Here is a 24,719-nt window from a genome sequence, read left to right as displayed (position 1 = left end):
CTGTCATATTCTAAAATCAAAATGCAGGTATCGAAAGAAGTACAAAACTGAATAAAAAGTGGTGTACTCCAAATTTGCATAAATGAGAGAGATACTAGAATGCGCTTTACAAATATAGCTTTAGCATTAGCAGTAACCGGGGCAACTGCTGTAACGACTGCACACGCAGCACGTGACACCATTCAAATTGCAGGTTCTTCAACTGTACTTCCATATGCCAGTATCGTGGCAGAAGAATTCGGTAATACTTTTCCACAGTTTAAAACACCAGTTGTCGGTTCTGGCGGTTCTTCAGGTGGTTTAAAGCAGTTCTGTAATGGCGTGGGTGATAACACGATTGATATCGCAAACTCTTCTCGTCAAATCAAGAGTACAGAGCTGGCAGAATGTAAAAAGAATGGCGTTAACCAAGTCCTAGAAATCAAAATTGGTTATGACGGTATTGTGTTTGCATCGAATGCAAACAAAGCGGCTTATAAACTGCGTCCACAACATGTCTTCGCTGCACTTGCTGCACAACTTCCATCAAATGGAAAAATGGTCGCTAACCCGTACACGCGTTGGAACCAAATTGACAAAGCACTTCCGAATGAACCGATCACCCTGGTAATTCCTGCGTCGAATCATGGTACGCGCGAAGTCTTCCAGGAGAAAATGGTGGATGCAGGTTGTGAAACGTATGCTGTAATTAAGTCTCTAGACAAAGATGCCAAGAAAAAAGCTTGTACAACATTCCGTAAAGATGGCCGTGTGGTTGAGATTGCCGGTGACTATACCGAAACATTGGCACGTTTAAAAACTTCTCCAAGTGCGGTAGGTGTGTTTGGCCTAGGTTTCTATGACCAGAACCGTGACCGTCTACGTGTTGCTACGGTGAACAATGTAGCGCCTTCTGAAAAGACCATCTTGAATGGTGCTTATCCGGTATCACGTCCATTGTTCTTCTATGTGAAAGGCGAGCACTTGAAATCGATCAAAGGCTTACCGCAGTTCACAGAATACTTCCTGAACAAGAAAGTATCTGGCAAAGGCTCTAAGCTGGAAAAAGCAGGTCTGATTTCAATGTCTGATAAAGAACGTGCGGCAGTCCTGGCAAATTTCAAGGCTGGTAAAGCGGTTGTTGTGAAGTAATAAATGATTTTGAAAACGCTGGTGGTAGGGTCAACCTACCATCGGCTTTTTGCGATAAACAAGTTTTTTCAAACCATGAAAATTGAAAAAACAGTGGAGAATACATGAATCTGCTACTTATAGGTGTGTTATTGGCCATCATGGCCATAGCCTATCAAATCGGATTAAGTAAAAGCCGTAGCTTAGCAGGTAAGGGAAGCAATTCTGCAAACTTACACTCGCGTCCTGGATATTATGGTGCCCTGGTTGCACTATGGTGTGGTATCCCTGCGTTTTTAATTTTGATTGTTTGGAACATGGTGGAACCCACTTTTCTGGAGCAGGTCGTACTCAACCATTTGCCAGAAAATGTTTCTGCTAGTCTGGATCCGGCAAGTCTGAGTGTTGTGATTGATCGCGTTCAGGCACTTGCCTCAGGTTTCGGGGTCAGTGATACACCTGCAGCCTATGAAGTTGCAGCAGCAGAACAGCTGGCTAAATTCTCGACCATTGGTACCTTTGCCAAATTGGCAGTCGTGATTTCGGCTGCGCTGGCCGGTCTGGTCTGGGCCAAGAAACATATTAGCCAGGAATTCCGTGCACGTAACCAAGTCGAAAAAATGATTAATATCGGCCTGGCATTGTGTTCAGGTGTGGCGATTCTGACCACTCTCGGGATTGTGATGTCGATGTTTGGCGAGGCAATGCGTTTCTTCAGCTTCGTCAGCCCACTGGATTTCTTCTTTGGTACCCAATGGAACCCGGGATTTAGTACCTCTGGCAGTGCTGAAGGCAGTTATGGTTTATTGCCACTGTTATGGGGCACGCTCATGGTCAGCGGGATCGCACTTTTAGTTGCAGTTCCGGTTGGCCTGATGATTGCGATCTATCTGGCAGAATACGCTTCACCGCGATTCCGCTCTTGGGCAAAACCTACAATTGAAGTGTTGGCGGGTATTCCTACGATTGTCTATGGTGTCTTTGCCTTGATGATCATCGGTCCATTCCTTAAAAGCATGGGTGCCCTGGTCGGACTCGAAATTAATGCGACCAGTGCGCTGACTGCCGGTCTGGTGATGGGCATCATGATTATTCCGTTCGTATCTTCTCTGTCAGATGACATCATCACTCAGGTGCCGCGTGCCTTACGTGATGGCTCTTTGGGTTTGGGTGCCACCAAATCTGAAACGATCCGTCAGGTAGTTTTACCCGCAGCCTTGCCGGGTATTATTGGTGCGTTCCTGTTGGCGGCGTCACGTGCGATTGGTGAGACCATGATCGTGGTTCTTGCAGCCGGGAACAGCCCACAGTTGCATGCCAATCCACTTGAAGCCGTGTCTACGGTCACGATTACCATCGTGAATCAGCTAACTGGCGATACTGACTTTGCTAGTCCACAAGCACTGGTGGCCTTTGCACTAGGACTGACGCTATTCGTTATTACCTTAGGTTTGAACATTGTTGCACTGATCATCGTGCGTAAATATCGTGAGCAATACGACTAATGAGTACTTCAAATACAACGCCTGTGGATCAGCGTATTGATCCATCCATCGCCGCCGAGCTGCGTGAAAAGCGTAAGAAGACCATTCAAAGCTCTTTGGCACGACGTCATCGTAAAGAAAAAACCTTTCGTTTATTTGGTTTCTCTGCGGTACTGGCAGGTCTGTTCTTTGTGGTATTGCTGTTCGGGAGTATTTTATCCAAAGGTTTGCCTGCATTCTGGCAAAGCAGCATGAGTTTGCCGATTCATTTCGATCCAGCCATTGTGGATATTGGTCCAAAACCGAAGCCAGCTGCAGGAGAATCTCCAGCACAGTTTGAAGATCGCTTTATCGCCTGGCAGACCGAAGTCGGAATGGTGGATTGGGATGCGCTGATTATCAACGGCATGATTGCCAAAGACAGCAAGCTGGAAAGCCAGCGTGATGAACTGGGTTCTTTATATACCAGTTCTGAGGCGTACCGCTTGCGAGACATGGTCATGAATGATCCGAGTCTGGTCGGTCAAAGCAAGGAAGTGAAAATTCTGGCGGATGCCAATGTCGATGTCTGGCTGGCAGGAAATATTGACCGTGATCTTCCCGATGAACAGCAGCAGCTCAGTCCTGAAGTACGTCAGGTGGCGGACGAGATGAAAGCCTCTGGTGTGATTGAAAATAGTTTCAATACCAATATTTTCACCAGTCCTGACTCGCGCAGTTCACCAGCAACTTCTGGCTTGGCAGGCGCCTTTATGGGCTCGCTGTTCATGATGATGATCGTGATCTTTATCTCGATTCCAATCGGGGTGGCTTCCGCGATCTATCTGGAAGAGTTTGCACCGAAAAACTGGATTACCGATGTGGTCGAAGTCAATATTAACAACCTGGCAGCCGTTCCCTCAATTGTCTTCGGTCTATTGGGTGCAGCGATCTTCATTGGCTGGATGCATTTGCCACTCTCAGCACCATTGGTGGGTGGTCTGGTGCTGAGTCTGATGACCTTACCGACTGTGATCATCACCACACGCGCATCACTTAAAGCGGTTCCACCTTCGATTCGTCAGGCAGCTTTGGGCCTCGGTGCTTCTCGCATCCAGACAGTATTCCATCACGTCTTGCCTTTGGCTTTACCGGGTATTTTGACAGGCGCAATTATCGGGGTTGCACAAGCTTTAGGTGAAACCGCACCATTGTTATTAATCGGGATGAGTGCTTTTGTTGCCAGCGTTCCAGCCACACCATTTGATCAGTCAACGGCTTTACCTGTACAGATTTTCTTATGGCAAGGCAATGAATTGCGTAACTTCTTTGAAGGGCGTACCGCAGCAGCAATTATTGTACTTCTGGCCATGATGATCAGCTTGAACAGCCTGGCCATCTGGTTACGTAAGAAATTTGAAGTCCGTTGGTAATAGGGGCAGAATCATGAACACAACTGTTATTCAAAATTCCTTAAAAAAGGATCAAATCGTGAATCCACAACAGACACAATTCACCTCGGATGAGGCGACACAAAAGCCGGCAACTCCGTTTGTTTCCCAGTTCGATACGCAAAGCAGCAGCAAAAAAGATGCGAAGTCGACGAATGTGAAACTTAGTACTTCTGATGTGCATGTGTACTATGGTGAAGCGGAAGCGATTAAAGGCATTGACCTGAACATTTATGAAAATGAAGTGATTGCTTTTATTGGGCCATCAGGCTGTGGTAAATCGACCTTTCTGCGTACCTTAAACCGCATGAACGATACCATTGATAGCTGCCGTGTAACCGGTAAAGTGATGTTGGATAACCAAGATATTTATGATCCAAATCTTGATGTGGTCTTGCTACGTGCACAGGTTGGTATGGTGTTCCAGAAGCCGAACCCATTTCCAAAATCAATCTTCGATAATGTCTCCTATGGCCCAAAACTGCATGGTTTGGCGCGTGACAAGTACGATCTTGAAGAAATTGTCGAAGGCAGCTTGCGCAAAGCCGGTCTGTGGGAAGAAGTGAAAGATCGTTTGAACCAGCCGGGAACAGGTTTGTCAGGTGGTCAGCAGCAACGTCTGTGTATCGCGCGTACGATTGCAGTCAGTCCAGAAGTCATTTTGATGGATGAACCGTGTTCGGCACTTGATCCCATTGCAACCGCCAAAGTGGAAGAGCTGATTTCTGAGCTATCTACGCAATATACCATCGCGATCGTAACTCACTCCATGCAACAGGCAGCACGTGTATCGGATCGTACTGCGTATTTCCATTTGGGGGATCTGATTGAAGTCAACTCGACCGAAAAAGTCTTTACCCAGCCAGATCATCAGTTGACTGAAGCCTATATTACCGGGCGTTTCGGTTAATCCCATATCTAGAATAAGAGCCGCAAGGCTCTTTTTTTATAGGTGAAATAGATGGTGATAATCGTAATAATTCTCGAAATAAAGTTGAAAAAAACCGAAATTGACCTAATCTAAAGGAATAAATCCGAATTAAATAGAGAATAGATTTTTTATGTTATTTCATACTCCGAAACTGTCCGCTGAAATCCGTATTAGTCATCTCAATGCGCGTATCAATGAACAACGAAAAAAAATAGCGCAAACTACTGGCTCTAAACTGGAACTTTTACAGTTATCACAACAACTGTCAAAAGAAGCGCGTGCGCGTAAGAAAACCAATCAAAAAATCTATGTACTCGATTTTAAAGGCGATATGGCGGCTTCTGCGGTAGAAGGCTTGCGTGAAGAAATTACCTTGATTCTGGCCACAGCCAAAGCCGGTCGTGACCGTGTTGTAGTGCGTCTGGAAAGTCCGGGCGGCATGGTTCATGGTTATGGACTTGCAGCAGCTCAACTGGTACGTTTACGCGAGGCAGGTTTTCATCTGACCATCTGTGTCGATAAAGTGGCCGCTAGTGGCGGTTATATGATGGCGTGTATCGCCAATGAAATTATTTCTGCACCATTCGCGATTGTCGGTTCAATTGGTGTGGTTGCTCAAGTCCCCAACTTTAACCGCCTGCTGAAAGACAATAAAATCGACTTTGAACTCTATACCGCAGGACAGTACAAACGTACCGTGACTATGTTTGGTGAAAATACCGAAGAGGGTAAGGCCAAGTTTGAAGAAGAATTACAGCAAACACATGCTTTATTCAAACATTTCGTTGAAAAGTATCGCCCACAGCTGAATATTGAAAAAGTGGCCACTGGTGAGCATTGGTATGGTCGGGATGCGCTAGATCTAAATCTGGTGGATAAACTGCAAACCTCAGATGAATACCTGCTCAACTTGTTGCCCCAACATGATATCTATTCCATCCAGACCCGCAAGAAACCAACTTTGGGTGAAAAACTGGGCCTGCAAGCAGCGCAAATTGCTGATTCACTGGTACCCACTGTCATGAATAAAGTCATGGAAAGCTTAAGTAAAGCCAATGCAAACTTGGTACAAATGCGTGATCCAAAACTTTAATTCAGTTGATCTTGAATGAATTTTAAAGCTCACTTCGGTGGGCTTTTTTATTTTTTGAAATCATATTGTTGTGATATAAGTGGAGTACTCTGATTGAGTCTAGGCTCATATGCTCACGTTTATTTTGTTGCTTGGGTTTTTTAGTATCGTATTTATTCCGATGTTATGTATGCTTTATTCTGAAGCAAAATTAACTCAGGATAATTCTAAGAAGGTTTTGTTTTGGCTGAGTTTTCTACCCGGCGTTTGTATCTTTCTGCTGTATAGCTTTCTAAAGCCCAATGATCCACCTGTTATTCCATCGAAAGAATGTGGCGTTGTGCAGTTTTATCAGATGCATAAAGTTCGAGGTGGTAACGAATTTGAACGTGTGAGTATTCGCTTTGATGGCGCTCAATAGTCGGCATTTATTCTTCGATAAGCATCTGGATAAAATCCCTCAAGGCCAAAAGGCCTGCTTTGAATATCTAGATAAGTTCAAATATCCACATTTGTCAGAATCTAAGTTTGTTCAATGGATTGAACCGAATGAAATGTAAACCATCACTGAAACTAATCAGATAAAATAAAGCATATTTTATTGTTAGAGCAGAAACATGGCTATAGCTGAAGCATTTCTTGCGACGCAAAATTGTTATTTTAATTATGAATTTGAAGAACTTTATTTAGAGGATGATTTTCCTGAGGAGTTATCTGTGTCACTGCGTGGCATAATGTTCCGTCATGAGATTCAATATCCTGATGCAACCTATTTCATTTATTACAGTGAGATGTTGACGGGGAATGAACTGCAAAAAATGAAGGATGATTGGATGCGATATTGCCCATATTCTTAATTGAAGAATATGAACGTAATTAAATGCGTCATCCAAAACTTTAATTCAGCTATTAGATTGTGATTTTAAAAGCTCACTTCGATGAGCTTTTTTGATTTTTCGGTATCAATTGCAGCCCGCCTGTTATCGCCGCGCCAATCGTAGCAAGCAAGATGTCTTTGTGCGCATCCCACATATCACCTTGTTGTCCATTATAGTTTTCAGCTTCCTCAGGAGATAAACCAATGGCAATCAGCCATTCCAGCCATTCATAGAGCATGCTGCTGGCCACCACAAACTGAATCACCAGCAGGAAAATGACCACAGGTTTTTGCTGCGGTAACCAGACCTGAAACAGGCGATGGAAAATTGGATAAAGTAATAATCCGTAGGCCAGATGGACAAATCGGTCGAACAAATTGCGTGACCAGTGCATGGCTTCATTCAGATTAAAGCCAAAAATCTGTTCGATCCACTGGTTATAGGGCACATAAGAATACAGATAGTGCGCAGCAATCACATGAACAATCAGAAAAAGAATATATAAATTAAAACTTAAAAAATTCAGCCCGATTTTATACAGGCAGATGAGCAGCATGATGATCATGAAAACTGTGCCTGCTTGATGCAAGAGATAAGCTTCCAGTTCTAAAGGACGAATACTGGCAAGCAAACTCGCCAGAATTAAAATGCCCAGGCTCGCGTAATGTTTGGCAGAAAGTCGATGTTCAATCATGTCGTTATTATGAAATATCTTTTTTAGAATAAAACACATTATAAATAAAAAGGCGAAGCCTGAGCTTCGCCTTTTCGTCTTATTGCAAATTAGATTTTTGCAATCAGCGCAGCTACTTGTTTGGCCTGGTCAGCAGCATTACCTGTATATGATGCAGGTGTCATTTCCGCTAAACGCGCACGGTCAGCAGCAGGAACAGCTTCTAACTCGTTGCCGTTTACGAAATCAACCATCATGTCGCGAGTCATGGCTTGACCACGAGTCAGGGCTTTTAGTTTTTCGTATGGTTTTTCAACGTTGTAACGACGCATTACAGTTTGAATAGGCTCAGCCAATACTTCTTGCGCATTGTCTAAATCTTCATTGATACGCGCAGCATTCAACTCAAGTTTACCAATACCTTTAGAGCAAGCTTCAAAAGCAATTAAGCTTTGCGCAAAACCAACACCCATGTTACGAAGCACCGTAGAGTCAGTCAGGTCACGCTGCCAGCGAGAAATAGGCAGTTTTTCGCCAAGGTGTGCAAGTACAGCATTGGCAATACCCAAGTTACCTTCAGAGTTTTCAAAGTCAATTGGGTTAACTTTGTGTGGCATGGTTGAAGAACCAACTTCGCCTTCTTTTAGTTTTTGCTTGAAGAAACCAAGAGAGATATAGCCCCAAATGTCACGGTTAAAATCGATCAGAATAGTGTTGAAACGACGTAGCGCATCAAACAGTTCAGCCATATAGTCATGTGGCTCGATTTGAGTGGTGTACGGGTTGAAGTCTAGACCCAAAGACTCTACAAATGCTTGTGAGTGCGCAGGCCAGTTGATGTCTGGGTAAGCAGAGTAGTGCGCATTGTAGTTACCTACTGCACCATTGATTTTGCCCAGTAGCTCAACATTTTTGAACTGTTTGATTTGGCGTGCGAGGCGGTAAGCCACGTTCGCCATTTCTTTACCCAAAGTTGTCGGGCTTGCAGTTTGACCATGAGTACGAGACAACATTGGCTGGTCTGCATGCTTTTCAGAAAGCGCAACGATTGAATCGATGATTTGCTGCATAGATGCAACCAGTACATCACGACCGCTTTTCAGCATCAAGGCATGTGACAGGTTGTTAATATCTTCAGACGTACATGCAAAGTGAATGAATTCACCGGCATTTTTAAGTTCTTCGATACCAGCGATTTTTTCTTTCAGGAAATACTCAACCGCTTTAACGTCGTGGTTAGTGGTGCGTTCGATCTCTTTGATGCGATTGGCATCATCTTCAGAAAAATCGCTCACAATCGCATCAAGCGCTGCATTAGTTTCGCCTGAAAACGCCGGTACTTCAGTAATTTCCGGGTGGTTTGCAAGCGCTTGTAACCAACGCACTTCAACAGTCACACGAGCATGGATTAAACCAAACTCAGAAAGAAAAGGACGTAGAGCATCACATTTGCTCGCGTAACGTCCATCTAATGGAGAAAGTGCAGTTAAAGCGTTCATATCGATTCCTTAGATTTTGGAATTAAACGTAAAACGAAACACGTGCAGCATCAGTTAAACCACCTGAAACTGTAAACGCGCTAGATTCTGAATATCTTGTAGCAACTTGCGCTTGCCAAATACCATGCCCCAAGAGCTGCCACCGAGCTGACGCCACAAGTGCGCCATTTGCAAACCGGTAAATAAGGACGCACGAATACGGTTGGTGTGTCCGGCATCTTTAAAGGCTTCAGCATTACCACGTACCATAATGCGCGGATTAATCTGTCCGGCCGTATCGACATAGGTTTGAGCGAGATTGGCAATGATGCTGGGGTGCAGGTAATTATTATCAAAGAAAGAAAGCTGTCTGAGAATTTTCTGTTGGGACTGTTCAATAATTTCAACAAATTTGGGATTGCTATAGACCTTCTTTTCTAACTGAAGAAGTGCCATTGCATAGCTCATGGGAAGTTTGGTGCTGGAAAGTTTTGGAATTCTGGATTTTGGAGAAGTATTGAAGGGTTGAATAATGCTGCTTTCTAATGTTTTTAAACCTAAGGAAATATCAGCCAGTTGATTAAAAAAGTCTAGGGTCTGGGCATTTTGATTACTGCCGGGACGGATATTAAGACTGGCTCTAATCAACTGTTCAAAATAAAAGTTACCACTTTCACCAATGCTTTGCTGACCTGTCAATGCTGTCATATGGGTCAGCTGGGTGGCCTGAAACACACCCGCTAATGCCAAAGCACGATTTTGACGAGTATTCAACGTTGTGGCTGGTTGAAATGGTAACTCCGTCATGCCGAATTCATCCTTTTATAAAATCAGGTTTAGGTGCATTGGTATGATGAATCACACCACCCCCTAAACAAACTTCACCTGAATAGAACACCACGCTTTGACCCGGGGTCACTGCACGTTGAGGTTCATCAAACTCAACACGAACACCATTCGGTGATTCTGAATCTTGATACACAGTACATGCTTGATCAGTCTGACGGTAACGGGTTTTGGCCGTACAGCGGAAGCCTGTTTCAGGAATATCCTGCTCACCTGCGACCCAGTCAATCGCTTCACTCCAAAGTGTAGTACTTTGCATGAGTGGGTGTTCATGGCCTTGACCGACCACCAGACGATTGCCTTCGATATCTTTATGCAATACGAACCAGGCACCTTCAGCAACGCCCTTCATACCGCCAATACCAATACCACCGCGTTGACCGAGCGTATAGTACATTAAGCCGTGATGATCACCAACCTCTTTACCGTCTTCCAGCACGATTTTTCCGGGTTGAGCGGGTAAATATTGCTTCAAGAAGTCATTAAAACGACGTTCACCAATGAAACAGATCCCGGTCGAGTCTTTTTTCTTGGCAGTAACCAGATCTAATTCTTCTGCAATTTTACGGACTTGTGGCTTTTCAATTTCACCAACAGGGAACAGGGTCTTATTAATTTCACGACCATGGACAGCATGCAGGAAATAAGTCTGGTCTTTGTTATTGTCCACACCACGCAATAAAGGTGCATATTCTTCACCACGTGAGTTGGTCATGGTTTCACCACGACGGCAGTAATGGCCTGTGGCAATAAAGTCTGCACCCAAGTTAATCGCGTGATCTAAGAAGGCACGGAATTTAATTTCTTTATTACATAAAATGTCTGGGTTTGGCGTACGGCCAGCCGCATATTCCGCCAGGAAATGCTCGAATACGCGATCCCAATATTCCATGGCAAAGTTTGCGGTATGCAGTTTAATCCCGATTTTGTCGCAAACGGCTTGTGCATCGGCAAGGTCATCCATCGCCGTGCAATATTCTGTGCCGTCATCTTCTTCCCAGTTTTTCATGAAAAGACCTTCAACCTGATAACCTTGTTGAAGTAAAAGGGCAGCAGAAACAGATGAATCTACACCACCTGACATACCGACGATGACACGTTGTTGCATAGGATTAGGCATCCAAATTTGAAATTAAGGGAGAATTTTGGTGCTCGTAAATGAGCGATAAAGGATATTTTTGACCTGAAAGCGCATCTTGCACGGCTTTAATCACCAATGGACTACGCGCGCGAGCAGATTCAATCAGTTCATCAAGCGTCATCCAGACTGCGCCGATAATATCTGTATCTAAAGTGGCACTTGGGTCATAGTCAATGGATTTGGCCAAGAAACAGAAACGGTAATAAGTACGATCCGGGAACATCGGTGGAGTATAGGTATATATACCTAATAAGTGTTTTACTTCCACCCTATGACCTGTTTCTTCCATGGTTTCACGAATTGCGGCTTCAATAATGGTTTCACCGCATTCAACATGACCTGCTGGCTGATTAAATACCGTGTGTGTCACACCTTCTGTATGTTCTTCTACAAACAGGAATTTTCCGTCTTTTTCAACGACAGTTGCGACAGTGACATGAGCAGTCCAAGCGGTCATAAAGCAGCACCATGGAAGAGGATGCACTATTGTATAAAATTTTAGGGTGTGTGGCTATGATGAAATTTTCCGAAAACTATAGTTTTAAACTTTCCTTCAAATTCATTGTTATGATTATATAGAAAGTCAATTTGACTTTCAGGAATTGGATGTTGGCATATTTCTAGACATGAGTAATATTTGATTGTATTCAGGGAAAGTTCACGTCTTTTTTGTCTAATTTCAACTTTATTTTCATCATAATGTGAAATAAGTGTTTCGAAGTTTTTTACGGGTACTTCTTGTATTTGTAAATATAAGTTATTTAAATGTACTTCAAAATAATTTATATTTTCCTTGAGTATGACGGCAGCCTCTAAAGCATTTCTGAGATCATTTTTTTCGAGTTGAATGTTATATTGTACCTTCCAAGAAATAAAACCAATGATGGCAACTATAGGTGTTATTACATAAGCAGTGGTTGTAATAATTGTGTTAATTCCAGTCATACTGAAGCTACAAGATAAAGATTGTCCTTGACACACTGCTATGTACTGAAAAAATCCACATATGAATAAAATTATTATGTAGGTGAGTAGATAAAATCCCACATATTTTTCAATTTCTTTAAACATAAATATTCATATAGAGATAGATTTAATTTATTGTATCTAACGATCAAAAAATTTGGCAATTAAAACAGTTATTTATAATTCTCAGAAACTTTTACATAATTATGTGCAGAATACGGCAAGAACGCCATTTCTTTTTCAGTGAGCGGACGTGCTTTTTTTGCCGGGCTACCAACATAGAGCCAGCCACTTTCCAAAACTTTACCCGGTGGAACTAGCGTACCTGCACCAATCATCACATCATTCGGAATGATGACATCATCCAGAATAATGCTGTTAATCCCAATTAGTACACGATTACCAATCGTACAACCATGCAATGTCACATGATGGCCAATCGTGACATCTTCACCAATGATCAAAGGCGAACCATTCGGTTTATCGGCTTTTTTATGACTGACATGCAACATGGCATGATCCTGAACATTCGAATTTTTACCAATCCGGATTGAATTAACATCACCACGAATCACGGCAAAAGGCCAGACAGAAACATTTTCAGCCAAGACCACATCGCCGACCACGATTCCCATCGGATCGATATAACACGATTTATCAATTTCTGGAGTCGTGTCTAAATAAGAACGAATGTTTTGGCTCATGGTGATCTGCTCATTAAAAGTTTAAGGATCATGTGTATAGTATAAAATAAAAAGCACCCATCTGAATGAGTGCTTTGGTCTTAGTCCGGGACTAAAACAGTTTATTTAAACTTAGAACAAGTTTGAGAAGAACTGTTTAATGTGGTCGAGCATACGTGCGAAGAAACCAGCTTCTTCAACCGCGTTTAAAGCCACCAATGGTTTTTCTGAAATTACTTTACCATCCAGAGTCGCTACGTATTTACCTACGACCTGACCAGGCTGTAAAGGTGCAGTCAGTTTAGGTTGAACCACCAGCTGGGTTTTAATCGCATTAGCCTGACCTTTTGGCATGGTCACGTTAAAGTTTTCAGCAAGACCGATCTGAACTTCATCTTCCTTACCAAACCAGACTTTGGCTTTGGCAAGTACCTGTTTAGCAGGTTGAACATTTTTGGTTTCGAAGTTTGCATAACCCCAAGCCAGCAATTCACGTGTTTGTGTCGCACGTTCCTGCATGGTTGGTGCACCAAAAATCACTGAAATCAGACGCGTAGGACCGCGTTTTGATGAGGTGGTCAGACAATAACCAGCTTCATCAGTGTGGCCAGTTTTTAAACCATCTACACTCGGATCAGTATATAGCAGGGCATTACGGTTACCTTGCTTGATGCCATTAAAGGTAAATTCTTTTTCCGCATAAATCGGATAATACTTAGAACTGTCTTTAATGATGTGTTGTGCCAGCGCTGCCATATCTTTGGCAGTTGAATAATGACCTTCAGCTGGCATACCGGTTGAATTGATAAAGCTGGTATTGGTCATGCCAATACGTTTAGCTTCCTGGTTCATCATATGTGCAAAGGTACCCTCGTTCCCTGCAATATGTTCAGCCATGGCTTTCGATGCATCATTCCCTGATTGAATAATAATCCCGCGAAGCATTTCAAGTGCAGTTGCCGTACCATTTAAAGGTACATACATACATGATTCCGCGCTACTGCCGCGACACCATGCTGACTCGTTCATGCGCACTTGTTCATCTTCAGTGAGTTCACCGCTCAATAGTTTTTGTTCGATGATGTAGCTGGTCATCATCTTGGTCATTGAAGCAGGGGCTAATTTTTCATTTTCATTTTTTGAAGCGAGAAGTTGCCCTGTCTCGTAGTCCATTAGCACATAGGATTTATTATTCAATTCTGGTGGTGCAGATAGGACAGTTGCTGCAAAGCTAAAACTAGGAACTAATAATAATGCAGCAAGGGCAGTTTTTTGGGTCATTTCTAGTGGGTTCCTATATCTTGATGTAAGCACGAAGAGCCTAGCATTTTAGGACAAAGCTAGGCTGACTTCTATGGGAAACCCGGTCTTATTTCAAAAGTATTGTAAGTTATCGGCAGAAAAGCAGCTTAATTGTTATAGGTGGTTAATTCATTACAAATCACCTGATTTTTTTTCTTGCCGGCTTTCTTGGCATCCGATTGTGCTTCGGACAGAATATTGCGGAAATCGTTCTGTTTAGCCATCTGGTTTAAGCTTTCAACCGGATTACGCTGGCCCGGCATATACTCAGTCACCAGCTTGGTATAACCCTGATTAAACTGTGACTTGTCTTTGACCATGCTTGGACAGATTTCTGAAAGAACATAAATGGCTGCCAGTTCCTGTTTGGTCACTTGCTGAGTTGGGGTAACATTAATGTTTTCATCGGCTGCAAATGCAGAAGTTCCCAAAAGAGTGGCGGCAGAAATTGCGCAGAATGTTAAAGCTTGGAATATTGGATTTTTCATTGAAAACTCAAAAAATGGATTTAGAACAATAATTTGCCTAGCTTAAACTTATTTTTGAAATTGAAAAGTGGGAAAATGTAGCGAAGCTGTAGAATTATGAATAAATCTGTAAGAGAAAATAAGACGATGTTTACACCGTCTTATTTGAAAATTTAGCTGGCTTAGCCTTGGTAGTTCAGCATTTCTTCACAGACAGTTTTCTGCTCGTCTGAGCTGGTTTGCTTTGCACCCTGACGTGCTTCTTCAAGTAAAGATTTATATTCACTGTCTGCCTGTAGCTTTTGATAGCTCATGCCTTTATCTGAGTAGTCTGCAAGATAAGACTGGATCAATTGTTCAACGGTGCTGTTAAATTTTGGATTTTGACCAATGATTGCCGGGCAAACTTCAGCCATAACCTGTGCTGATGCAATATCTTCTTTTACAATGGTATTGTTTTCTTCAACAGTCAGATCGTTTGCCATGACTGAAGGGGAAATAAATGCTGCCAAGCTTAAAGTGAGAGCGCTAAGTAAAGAGAATTTTTTAATCATCTTGAGCCACATATTATAAAGATGGATGTCGAGCAATAAATATATATAATTCCTGCACTAATACAATGAAATGTCCTAGTCAGTCATTTTTTAGCGTAACGAGATTTTTTAGTGAATATTTTAGTTTCAAATGATGATGGGGTGTTTGCACCCGGTATTCAGGCTTTGGCGCAAGCGCTAAAGCCTTTGGGGCGAGTGGTGATTGTGGCACCGGAAAGTGAACGCAGTGGCTTTTCTAGTGCCTTAACTTTGGACCGCCCTTTACGCCCAATCCAGATTTCTCCTGATGTCTGGGCGGTTAATGGGACGCCGGCAGATTGCGTTTACTTGGCTATGAACGGGCTATTTGATTTTGAATTTGACCTAGTGGTTAGCGGGATAAATAGCGGCGCAAATCTGGGAGATGATATCTTGTATTCCGGTACAGTCGGGGCGGCCTTTGAAGGTCGTTTAACTAAACATCCTGCGATTGCCGTATCACTGAGTGGGCCGAATGTACGTGGCTATCAGCAGCCTCAGGATTATCAGTTGGCCGCCGAATGGGTGCATGATTTTATTGCTCGTGGTTTGCCTGTTCTGCCTGAGCGACATATTTTTAATATCAATATTCCAGATGTAACTGAATTGCAGGGTGAAAAAGTGACATATCAAAGTCGCCGCCGTCAGTCTAAACCGGTGACGAGTCATGTAGATCCGCGTGGTCGTCAGGTATTTTGGATTGGACTCTCGGGAGAAGCAGTCGCAGAACCTAAGCCGGGATTTAGCGAGATTGATTCAGACTTCTCTGCGGTCGCCAATGGCTATGTCAGTATTACCCCGATTCAGATGGATGCCACCAATTATGAGAGTTTGCGGAATTTGCAAACACAATTGGAAGAAAATGCGTCCTTAGTGTTATAACTTTGTGAAAAACTCGCGATTGCAAGTATATTGCCGTAAAACTTTGCTAATCTTAACGAAATTTTGCAACCGTATAGCATTAGAGAGGAAGATAATGTTCTTGGTGTTACCGAAATGTGTCGTAGCTTCGCCTGCAACCCTGATTAAAACCCTTGTTTTATCGACCGTTGTTATTTCTACAGGAGTAATTACCGGTTGTGCCACCAAACCCCAGGTGAATAATGCAACGCGTTATGCAACAGCTCCTGATTTCTATACGGTGCGTTCAGGAGATACATTGAGCGGGATTGCAGCACGTTATGGGCTGAACTATATCAGTGTCGCGGAGATGAATGATATCAGTGCGCCTTACCGGATTTATGTCGGACAATCAATCCGCCTGAAAAGCAATACTGCGCGCCGTAGCACCAGTACTCAGGCTATGACTCAGGCAGCGCCAATCCAGCGTCAAACAATTGCAGTGCCTACACCGGCACCGGTGACACCAGCAACCACAGTACAAACCACACCACGCGTCAATACATCTGCACCGGTTACGCCAGTATCTACGGCTGCAGGTTTACGTTGGGTAAAACCATCGAATGGTGCGATTCTTCAGCAATACAATTTAGCTTCTAATATCAAGGGCACCCGCTATAGTGGCAATGTCGGCGATCCGGTATTTGCAGCAGCAGACGGGCAGGTGGTGTATGCCGCTGATGGCCTGAAAGAATATGGCAATCTGGTGTTGGTGAAGCATATCAATGGCTATATCACCGCTTATGCACATAACAGTAAATTGAATGTGAAAAGTGGCCAAAATGTAACGGCTGGTCAAAAAATTGCAGAAATGGGATCGACTGGTACAAACCGTACCATGCTTGAGTTTCAGGTGCGCTTAGACGGCAAACCTATTAATCCTACTGCAGTTTTACCAAACAATTAAATAAATAATGCAAAGTGTAAATTTCGCCGTATAATACAATAAGTTGCTTTTATCAAATGATGAAGCACCTCATAAGTTTAGAGGGAAATTTATGTTAGATCAACTTCGAGCAATGGGTGTCTTTGCTTGCGTTGTGGAGAAGAACTCGTTTAGCGGTGCTGCCCGTGAATTAGGGATTACGACCAGCGCCGTCAGTCAACAAATTCGCTCATTAGAACACGATATGGAAGTCGTACTTCTAAATCGTTCGACGAGAAAATTAAGTCTGACCGAAGCGGGACAAGCTTTTTTCCATAGCTGTCAAGAAATGTTATCTGCTGCTGAGCGCGGTAAAGTCCGGATCAATGAGTTACGTGATGATCTCGTGGGTGAGCTGCGTATCGTTTCTTTGCCAGAATTATGCGCGAATCATGTGATTCCTGCACTTTCTCATTGGATAGCTGCACATCGCGGCTTGGCAGTACATTTAGAAACAAACAATCATGAGGTTGATTTGTTGGATGGGCGAGTTGATATCGCCCTAAGATTTGAACAGAAAAATGATGAGCATAATCTTCAGGTTGTGCCATTGATGCAGATTGAGCAAATTCTGGTGGCGACACCGAGTTATATTAATCAAAGCACCATTATTTCGAAACCTGATGATCTTAAAAATCATGAGGTCTTGCCTTTAACGCATCTTAAAAACCATCAGTATTATCATTTCCAACATGTGAATACTGCAGAAAAAGCCGAGTTTGAACTGAAATCCCGTTTCAGTACCAATAACGGTTTGGTTGCAAAATCGATGTGCTTGCAGGGTAATGGGATTGCCAAGGTTTTATATCTTGATGCTAAAAAGGATTTGCTTAACGGTACTTTAGTTGAAGTTCTGCCTGAATGGAGACTGCCATCGATTACACTGTATGCGGTTATTCCGAAACGTGAACAACAACCGACAAAAATTCTTCGTTGTCTTGATACCCTGAAACAATATTTTAGCCAGATCTCTGGCGGACGTATGTTACAAAACGCATCATAGAGTGCAGAATAATAAAAAAGCCGCTTTAGAGCGGCTTTTTTAATTTTTAGGCTAGGGCTTTATGCCAAATAAGCTTTGATCATTTTTACCAGACGTTCGATCAACTGGTCTGCCTGCTCCTGGGTAATATTCAGGGTAGGCAACAGACGAACGACATTGCCTGCAGTGACATTGATAATCATCTTGTATTCATTGCGTGCAATCGCAACCAGATCACCACATTCTTTTGGTAATTCAATCCCGATCATCAGACCGAAACCACGTACGATGACATTTTGATCTGCCAGTTTGTTGAGTAGCTGGTCAACGATATAAGCACCTTTTTCAGCCGCATTCGCGACGATATTTTCTTTTCGCATAATATCGAGAATGGTATAGACCACACGCGAACCCAGTGCTGTACCGCTATAGGTAGAACCGTGATTTCCAGCAGTTAATACACCGACGCCACGACCTTGGGTCATGACTGCACCAATCGGGAAGCCATTTCCTAAGCCTTTGGCTGTGGTCAGTACATCCGGAATAATATTGGTGTGCTGATAAGCAAAGTATTTACCGGTACGGCCATTACCAGTTTGCACTTCGTCCAGCATCATCAGCCAGTTATGCTGGTTGCAGATTTGGCGAATTTCTTCTAAATAGCTGAAACCTTGAGGTGCGGTATTCACACCGCCTTCACCCTGAATAGGCTCAATCAAAATCGCTACGATATCCGGATGATTGATTGCAGCTTCTTCAATTGCTTCGATATCACCAAAAGGTACACGAATAAAACCTTCAACCAGCGGGCCAAAACCTTCTTGCACTTTTTTATTGCCTGTAGCAGACAGGGTGGCCATGGTACGACCATGGAAAGACTGGTCAGCAACAATAATTTTTGGTGAAGCAATGCCTTGCATATGACCGAATTTACGTGCAATCTTGATTGCACCTTCATTTGATTCTGCGCCACTGTTGGAGAAAAATACTTCTTCCATACCTGCAACTTCAGCCAGTTTCTGTGCGGCAGCGGTTTGCCAAGGCACTTCAAACAGGTTGCTGGTATGAATCAGGGTCGCTGCCTGTTCAGCAATCGCTTCGGCAATGACTGGATGCGCATGGCCCAAACCGCATACCGCAATTCCGGTTAATGCATCTAAATACTCTGTACCATCTTCGGTATAAAGATATGCACCTCGTCCTCGGACAAAGCTGATCGGTTGACGGCCAAAAACAGGCATCAAATGAGACGGTTGATCAGTTTGTACCGGTGCGAGGGTAATATTATTCATGACTAACTCTTAACTGTTAGGTGGAAAGAAAAACTTATATAAGCAAAAACCCACTCAGATTTAAAGGGTAATTGTAAATAAAATTGGAATTATTGCTTTAGACATACTGTTTTGCCTGGATTTGGGTATAATGCGAGACAGATGAGTTGAGGATTTATCAATGACTGAACAAGCACGCGATACCGAAGCGTTAATTCGTGACCAAATTGCAAAACACGCAGTACTTCTTTACATGAAAGGCACACCGCAATTTCCACAATGTGGTTTTTCTGCACGTGCAGTAGAAGCACTCAGTCAAATTGGTCGTCCGTTTGCTTATGTAAACATTCTGGAAAACCAGGACATTCGCGCGATGTTACCACAAATCGCCAACTGGCCGACATTTCCACAGCTTTGGATCAATGGTGAGTTGATCGGTGGTAGTGATATCATGCTCGACATGTTCCAAAAAGGTGAATTAAAGCCTTTAGTTGAACAGTATAGCCCGGCAGCTGATGCTTAATTTTGTATTAAATTAAGTTCAGATGTGAAAAAGCGCTTCATTGAGAAGCGCTTTTTTTTATCTCTACTTTTGCTTAGGTCAAGGTTAGAGTTAATCCTCTGTCGCTGCATCCGGCTTTTCAACTGTCGAAGCATCAGCATCAACTTCAGTTTGTGGCTCGACGATTTGCTTCTTGTCTTTTTTCTTCTTCTTTTTTTTCTTTTTCTTCGGCACTTCGACCAGTTCGGCACCATCTTCAATCGCTTGCCAATAATCCAGCTGTGCCATCACTGCGGCATAGATTGAATTTTTGCTATAACGACCTTTTTTATCCAAGGTGCCGACAGGACGCGCCATCAGAATTTCCAGCGCCTGATCAATGGTATCAATCGCGTGAATATGGAACTGACCTTCTTCCACAGCAATGGTGACATCTTTACGCAGCATTAGATGTTGCATATTTTGACGCGGAATAATCACACCTTGTTTTCCGGTCAGACCTTGTAACTTGCAAGCATCAAAGAAACCTTCAATTTTGGCATTCACACCACCTACCGGTTGTACTTGTCCCAGCTGGTTCATGGAACCGGTAATGGCCCAGGATTGATCAATCGGTAACTGACTTATGGCAGACAGTAAGGCAGACAGTTCCGCGACTGTGGCACTGTCACCATCGACCTGGCCATAACTTTGTTCAAAGGCCAGTGCAGCAGAGAAATGCAAGGTCTGTTCACGACCAAAATGTGCTTTCAGGAAAGACGACATCAGCAACACGCCTTTAGCATGTAAAGAGCCACCGAGTTCGACACTGCGTTCGATATCCAGAATATCACCACCACCTTGATAAACCGAAGCAGTCAGTCGTGAAGGCAGACCAAATTCAACATCAGCATAATGAATGACGGACAGGGCATTGATTTGGCCCAGACGATGGCCGCGGGTTTCGATCAGTTGAGTACCACGAGTCAGATCTTGCCAATACAGTTCACGTAAATAGCCGAGACGATATTTGCGATGATCCAGGGCAGTATTGATATGTTTTTCTGACACCATCTTGTCGCCAGCCTGGAAGGCATGATGATGTGCTTCACGGATCAGATCACCCAGCGTCAGGGCATGTAATGACAATGAACTTTGATCTTCGGCCTGACGGCTGGAATCTGTGAGCAATGCCGCCAAAGCAGAACGGTCAAAAGGTAATAATTTATCCGATTGCACATAGTCGGCAATCAGCTGCATATAGGCCTGCTCGTTGTCGTCATTACGTTGTAATGTATCGGTAAAATCAGCACGGATTTTAAAGATGCTGCCCAGCTCTGGTTCAAGCTCTAAAATTTCATAATAAATTTCAGGCTCAGCCAGCAAGATGACCTTGATATTCAATGGAATCGAAGCAGGTTCAATCGAAATGCTGCCGGTTAACGTGATCATATGCTCAAGCGAGGACAATTTTAAATGCCCCGATTTAAGCGCGCGCTTCAAGCCTTGCCATGCATAGGGCTGTTCCAGCAATTGTTCCGCTTCCAGCATCAGGAAGCCACCGTTAGCCTTGTGCAAGGTACCTGAACGAATCAGGGTGAAGTCGGTGGTAATCGTGCCATTTTGGGTCAGTTGTTCCACATGACCCAAAAGGTTGTAATGCGTTGGAAAATCTTCAAAGATCACCGGTGCACCACTGTTCGGCTTATGGGTAATAATTACATTTGCCTGATAACGTGCCGGAACGCGGCTGAATAGTGCCGGAGTGAAGTCATCTTCTTCCTGTTCCAGCACGATTTCGACATTATTGATAATGTCTTCGGCATAATATTTCAGATAATGTTCCAGACCTTCCACATGTTTGAATTTCGCTAGAATCTGTTCGACTCGCGGCAAGACGACCTGCTTGGCGATATCGCGGTTCAGGATCTGTACGCGATCGCGTGCATCATCTTCCAGATCACCTAGGTGTAAACCCAAACGTTCCAGTTTCTTGTCCATATAGCGCATGTTAGAGGCTAGTTCGGCACGATCTTTGTTGCTTAATGCATTCAGATCTTCCTGAGACATTTCCTGCAATTTGTCATCAATCAGATGCACAGGGACAAAACAGTGCTCATCATGTCGCGAGATCAGCTTCAGATCCAGTTCTGCGCCTTCTTTGGTCAGTTCGATCAGTGCCTGCTGCTGTTCATCACCCGTTTCCTGGCGAATCATTTCAATGCGGTTATGATAGGTCTCTGCAGTAAAACGGCGCTCAAGCTGCTTGAGGATCGTTTGCCAGCTTTGATTCAACATGGCCTGGAATTTCGGCCCTTGACCTGAGGGCAGTTCTAGCGCAATCGGCTGACGCTGGTTCTGAAAGTTATTGACGAACACCCAGTCATTCGGGGTTTCCATAGTTTTGGCGTGCTGTTGCAGCAAACGCTTCACCATGGTGCGTTTTCCGAGTCCTGCGGTACCCACAGCAAAAATGTTATAGCCGGAATAAGGCAGGGCAATCCCGGCCTCAACTGAGGCGCGTGCGCGATCTTGGCCCAAAAAGTTATTCAGGGGCTTGATCCGTTTGGTTGACGCAGGAATTTTTTCTAGGTTTGGAATATGCGTCAGCTGGGTGGATGTTAACCGGGTATGGTCCAGAGTATTTTTAATTTCGCTTTGTTCAAATGCAGAGATAAGTAAATCTGAGCGGATTTTTTGTGGAGTTGTGCTGGTGTTGCTGGCAATAGAAGAATTAATTTGATCGAGTCTCTGGGTCACTGTTGAAAATCCAAAACGAAATATTACGTTGATGAGAGTTAAGGTATACAGATTTACTTGAAAAATTCAAGCCAACATGTCGCTTTTGCCAGAAAATAAAAAACCGGAAATGTGATAAATATATAAATCTTGTTGAAAGATACGCTATTACAGGATTGAATAGCAGCAATTGGTTTTTCTGCGGAAAATAATAAAGCAATGACAACACAAACGACGGGTTGGAAATCCGCATTTACAGCATTTTTAGATCGACGTGCATTGATCATGCTGTTCTTGGGATTTTCGGCTGGTGTGCCGATTCTTCTGATTTTTTCCAGTCTGTCTTTATGGTTAGGTGAGGCCGGAATCAGCAAAAGTGCAGTAACTTTCTTTAGCTGGGCCGCATTGGGCTATTCGTTTAAATTCGTCTGGGCACCGCTCATTGATGAACTTCCTGTCCCTTTTCTGACCAAGGCTCTGGGACGTCGTCGTGCCTGGTTGCTGATTGCGCAGATTCTGATTGTCTGTGCCATTTCCATTATGGCCTTTTCTGATCCGGCTTTGGGTGCAACACATTTACAGCAAATGGCGCTCGGTGCAGTCCTGCTTGGTTTCTCCGCAGCAACGCAGGATATTGTGATTGATGCCTACCGGATTGAACTGGCGGAAACCCAGATGCAGACCGTATTGGCCGCCACCTATAATGCCGGTTACCGGATCGGGATGATTGTCGCTGGTGCTGGTGCCTTGTTTCTGGCGGCCTATTTGGGAACTGCGAAAGGCAACTATATCTATGATGCCTGGAAATGGACCTATCTGGCGATGGCTGCTGTCATGCTGGTCGGTATTATCACCACACTGTCCATTCGGGAGCCGCAGGTTGACCGTGTGCGAAAACACTATGTGCGCAGTGATTATTTCCGTTTAGTCGCCGTATTTTTTGTTGCGGTGATCAGTTTTGTACTGAGCTATATCTATTCAGGCAATCTGGTGGACAGTATCAAGCAACAGTTTGCTATTGAAGATACCTTTGCCTTGTTCTGTTTTGAGGCCTTACGCTTTATTGGCTCAGGTGCTGTCGCATTTGCGATTGGTGCAAGCTTGGTAAAAATGGGTGCGGTTAACAGGCAGATGGCCTATGAAACCTGGGTCAATCCGGTTGCAGACTTCTTTAAACGTTATGGCTTGAAACTGGCATTGGTGTTGTTATTGCTGATCGGTTTTTATCGGGTCTCCGATATTATTGCCGGCGTCATTTCTAATGTGTTCTATCAGGACCTGAATTTCAGTAAAGAACAGATTGCCGAGGCAGTTAAAGTCTATGGAGTCATTTTCTCTTTAGTCGGTGGATTCCTTGGCGGGCTCTTGGCCCAGAAGATGAACATCATGAAACTGATGTTTGTTGGTGCTGTGCTGGCCTGTTCCACCAACCTGATTTTTATCGGCCTGGTCAAGTCTGGTGAAAAACTAGCAGCTGTCGAAGTCACGGTCGGTAATCAGGTTTATCAGGCAGAGACCGATGAAGTTGGTTACTGGAAGCTGGATATACCGAGTGCTGTGCTGGCGCAGAGCAAACAGCTACAAGTATCGGCTGCTTATCTGGATGGAGATGTTACTGATCAAGCCCCGGTACAGGTCAATATGCCGTATTTGACCACAGAACAGGGCAGCACCCAGTTACAGATCTTGCCGATCACCAGTGACAATAGCCTCACTGTAGCTGAACAGGACAAGACCATTGTAGTGCGCGGCCAGTATGTCGGTGAAGCACTGCAAGAAAATCAAAAGATTGTTTTACAAATCAATGATCAAAATATTGAGGCAAAACTGGAAAGTGAAGGCGTATTTACTGCCGCGCTTCCTGCACAACAACTGATTCAGTCACCTGCACATATTATCAGTGCCGTCTTGATGCAAGATGATCAGGCACTGCAGCAAACAACGCATGTTTATCAGGTCAATGATCAGCTGAGCAATACCCAGAATCTGGATGTCGATATTCAGCCCTTGGCAGTGGTGGATAGCAACAGTTCAGATACGGTCGAAGTCAGTGGCAAGGTGATTAAACCTTATAGCGACAAGTGGCTTTATTTTGCCATTATTGTCGATAATCTGGCCGCCGGGCTGGCTGGTGCTGCGTTTATTGCATTCTTGTCGAGCTTGACCAGTGTGTCATTTACCGCTGTTCAATATGCGATTTTTAGCTCACTCATGACCCTGACGCCTAAGATTTTAGGTGGCTATTCGGGTACTATAGTCACCAATATCGGTTATCCGAATTTCTTCCTGATGACTACTCTGATTGGGATTCCGATCCTGATTCTGGTGGTCTGGGTCGCAAAACTGCTCGGTGAACACCAACAACAATCTGTACAGAAGGATGATTAA

23 protein-coding genes and 1 pseudogene are annotated in these 24,719 nt (G+C 43.8%); 12 read left to right on the top strand and 12 right to left on the bottom strand.

The window, feature by feature from the left end; translation table 11 throughout:
• Positions 1–99 precede the first annotated feature (99 nt).
• The 7 genes and pseudogenes from WFH18_RS04120 to WFH18_RS04090 all read left to right on the top strand — a co-directional run bounded on the left by WFH18_RS04120 (position 100) and on the right by WFH18_RS04090 (position 6,884).
• Positions 100–1,131 (top strand): substrate-binding domain-containing protein, encoded by a 1,032-nt coding sequence (locus WFH18_RS04120; protein WP_121980046.1) that lies wholly within the window; start codon positions 100–102, stop codon positions 1,129–1,131.
• Between the two features lie 104 nt (positions 1,132–1,235).
• The gene (gene pstC, locus WFH18_RS04115; RefSeq protein WP_005107378.1) at positions 1,236–2,615 is read left to right on the top strand and encodes a phosphate ABC transporter permease subunit PstC; all 1,380 of its coding nucleotides are present in this window, start codon (positions 1,236–1,238) and stop codon (positions 2,613–2,615) included.
• On the top strand, positions 2,615–4,006 hold the full coding sequence (gene pstA / locus WFH18_RS04110) for a phosphate ABC transporter permease PstA (protein ID WP_004279713.1): 1,392 nt from the start codon (positions 2,615–2,617) through the stop codon (positions 4,004–4,006). The genes pstC and pstA overlap by 1 nt, the downstream gene beginning before the upstream one ends.
• A gap of 13 nt (positions 4,007–4,019) precedes the next feature.
• On the top strand, positions 4,020–4,934 hold the full coding sequence (gene pstB / locus WFH18_RS04105) for a phosphate ABC transporter ATP-binding protein PstB (protein ID WP_004279716.1): 915 nt from the start codon (positions 4,020–4,022) through the stop codon (positions 4,932–4,934).
• Positions 4,935–5,085: 151 nt separating this feature from the next.
• The gene (sohB, locus tag WFH18_RS04100) at positions 5,086–6,048 is read left to right on the top strand and encodes a protease SohB (RefSeq protein WP_004646527.1); all 963 of its coding nucleotides are present in this window, start codon (positions 5,086–5,088) and stop codon (positions 6,046–6,048) included.
• 109 nt (positions 6,049–6,157) lie between these two features.
• A pseudogene (locus WFH18_RS04095) lies at positions 6,158–6,587 on the top strand (hypothetical protein).
• Positions 6,588–6,644: 57 nt separating this feature from the next.
• Positions 6,645–6,884, top strand: a complete 240-nt coding sequence (locus WFH18_RS04090; RefSeq protein ID WP_121980047.1) for a hypothetical protein — start codon at positions 6,645–6,647, stop codon at positions 6,882–6,884.
• A gap of 73 nt (positions 6,885–6,957) precedes the next feature.
• On the opposite strand, the gene WFH18_RS04085 is transcribed toward WFH18_RS04090, so the two are convergent.
• The 10 genes from WFH18_RS04085 to WFH18_RS04040 form a co-directional block, all read right to left on the bottom strand.
• On the bottom strand, positions 6,958–7,599 hold the full coding sequence (locus WFH18_RS04085) for a DUF2238 domain-containing protein (protein WP_138742862.1): 642 nt from the start codon (positions 7,597–7,599) through the stop codon (positions 6,958–6,960).
• Between the two features lie 89 nt (positions 7,600–7,688).
• On the bottom strand, positions 7,689–9,077 hold the full coding sequence (purB, locus tag WFH18_RS04080; protein WP_121980356.1) for an adenylosuccinate lyase: 1,389 nt from the start codon (positions 9,075–9,077) through the stop codon (positions 7,689–7,691).
• Between the two features lie 54 nt (positions 9,078–9,131).
• Positions 9,132–9,863 (bottom strand): high frequency lysogenization protein HflD, encoded by a 732-nt coding sequence (hflD, locus tag WFH18_RS04075; protein WP_005107369.1) that lies wholly within the window; start codon positions 9,861–9,863, stop codon positions 9,132–9,134.
• 7 nt (positions 9,864–9,870) lie between these two features.
• The gene (mnmA, locus tag WFH18_RS04070; RefSeq protein ID WP_004646533.1) at positions 9,871–11,010 is read right to left on the bottom strand and encodes a tRNA 2-thiouridine(34) synthase MnmA; all 1,140 of its coding nucleotides are present in this window, start codon (positions 11,008–11,010) and stop codon (positions 9,871–9,873) included.
• Between the two features lie 4 nt (positions 11,011–11,014).
• Complete coding sequence (locus WFH18_RS04065; protein WP_121980357.1) at positions 11,015–11,500, bottom strand: NUDIX hydrolase; 486 nt, start codon at positions 11,498–11,500, stop codon at positions 11,015–11,017.
• Positions 11,501–11,541: 41 nt separating this feature from the next.
• Complete coding sequence (locus tag WFH18_RS04060; protein ID WP_121980358.1) at positions 11,542–12,114, bottom strand: hypothetical protein; 573 nt, start codon at positions 12,112–12,114, stop codon at positions 11,542–11,544.
• A gap of 68 nt (positions 12,115–12,182) precedes the next feature.
• A complete protein-coding gene (locus WFH18_RS04055) occupies positions 12,183–12,713 on the bottom strand; it encodes a gamma carbonic anhydrase family protein (protein ID WP_004646536.1) in 531 nt (176 codons plus the stop codon).
• A gap of 111 nt (positions 12,714–12,824) precedes the next feature.
• A complete protein-coding gene (gene dacC, locus WFH18_RS04050) occupies positions 12,825–13,973 on the bottom strand; it encodes a D-alanyl-D-alanine carboxypeptidase PBP5/6 (RefSeq protein WP_121979714.1) in 1,149 nt (382 codons plus the stop codon).
• Positions 13,974–14,101: 128 nt separating this feature from the next.
• Complete coding sequence (locus tag WFH18_RS04045) at positions 14,102–14,482, bottom strand: MCR_0457 family protein (protein ID WP_004646539.1); 381 nt, start codon at positions 14,480–14,482, stop codon at positions 14,102–14,104.
• Between the two features lie 161 nt (positions 14,483–14,643).
• Positions 14,644–15,015 (bottom strand): MCR_0457 family protein, encoded by a 372-nt coding sequence (locus WFH18_RS04040; RefSeq protein WP_005251317.1) that lies wholly within the window; start codon positions 15,013–15,015, stop codon positions 14,644–14,646.
• Between the two features lie 111 nt (positions 15,016–15,126).
• Here WFH18_RS04040 and surE point away from each other — a divergent pair, with 111 nt between their 5' ends.
• From surE to WFH18_RS04025, 3 genes are all read left to right on the top strand, one after another.
• The gene (gene surE, locus WFH18_RS04035; protein WP_005251318.1) at positions 15,127–15,915 is read left to right on the top strand and encodes a 5'/3'-nucleotidase SurE; all 789 of its coding nucleotides are present in this window, start codon (positions 15,127–15,129) and stop codon (positions 15,913–15,915) included.
• Between the two features lie 94 nt (positions 15,916–16,009).
• Positions 16,010–16,840: a peptidoglycan DD-metalloendopeptidase family protein gene (locus tag WFH18_RS04030; RefSeq protein ID WP_005104583.1), complete on the top strand. Its 831-nt coding sequence runs from the start codon at positions 16,010–16,012 to the stop codon at positions 16,838–16,840.
• A 91-nt stretch (positions 16,841–16,931) separates the two neighbouring features.
• Positions 16,932–17,861, top strand: coding sequence for a LysR family transcriptional regulator (locus WFH18_RS04025; protein WP_004279736.1), 930 nt, complete (start codon positions 16,932–16,934; stop codon positions 17,859–17,861).
• Positions 17,862–17,920: 59 nt separating this feature from the next.
• Here the strand turns inward: WFH18_RS04025 and WFH18_RS04020 are convergent, their stop codons facing one another.
• Positions 17,921–19,132, bottom strand: a complete 1,212-nt coding sequence (locus WFH18_RS04020; protein ID WP_005251319.1) for an aspartate aminotransferase family protein — start codon at positions 19,130–19,132, stop codon at positions 17,921–17,923.
• A 160-nt stretch (positions 19,133–19,292) separates the two neighbouring features.
• Between WFH18_RS04020 and grxD the strand changes: the two genes are divergently transcribed.
• Positions 19,293–19,634: a Grx4 family monothiol glutaredoxin gene (grxD, locus tag WFH18_RS04015; protein WP_004279738.1), complete on the top strand. Its 342-nt coding sequence runs from the start codon at positions 19,293–19,295 to the stop codon at positions 19,632–19,634.
• Positions 19,635–19,724: 90 nt separating this feature from the next.
• Here grxD and WFH18_RS04010 read toward each other — a convergent pair whose 3' ends face one another.
• Positions 19,725–22,352 (bottom strand): Lon protease family protein, encoded by a 2,628-nt coding sequence (locus WFH18_RS04010; protein WP_005262133.1) that lies wholly within the window; start codon positions 22,350–22,352, stop codon positions 19,725–19,727.
• Positions 22,353–22,550: 198 nt separating this feature from the next.
• Between WFH18_RS04010 and WFH18_RS04005 the strand changes: the two genes are divergently transcribed.
• Entirely contained in the window at positions 22,551–24,719 is a 2,169-nt protein-coding gene (locus WFH18_RS04005; protein WP_005251321.1) for an AmpG family muropeptide MFS transporter, read from the top strand.

This window comes from Acinetobacter sp. USHLN143 (assembly GCF_037145695.1).
In the GTDB taxonomy this organism is placed as follows: Bacteria; Pseudomonadota; Gammaproteobacteria; order Pseudomonadales; family Moraxellaceae; genus Acinetobacter; species Acinetobacter fasciculus.
This window is presented reverse-complemented; position numbering and strand designations above follow the sequence as displayed.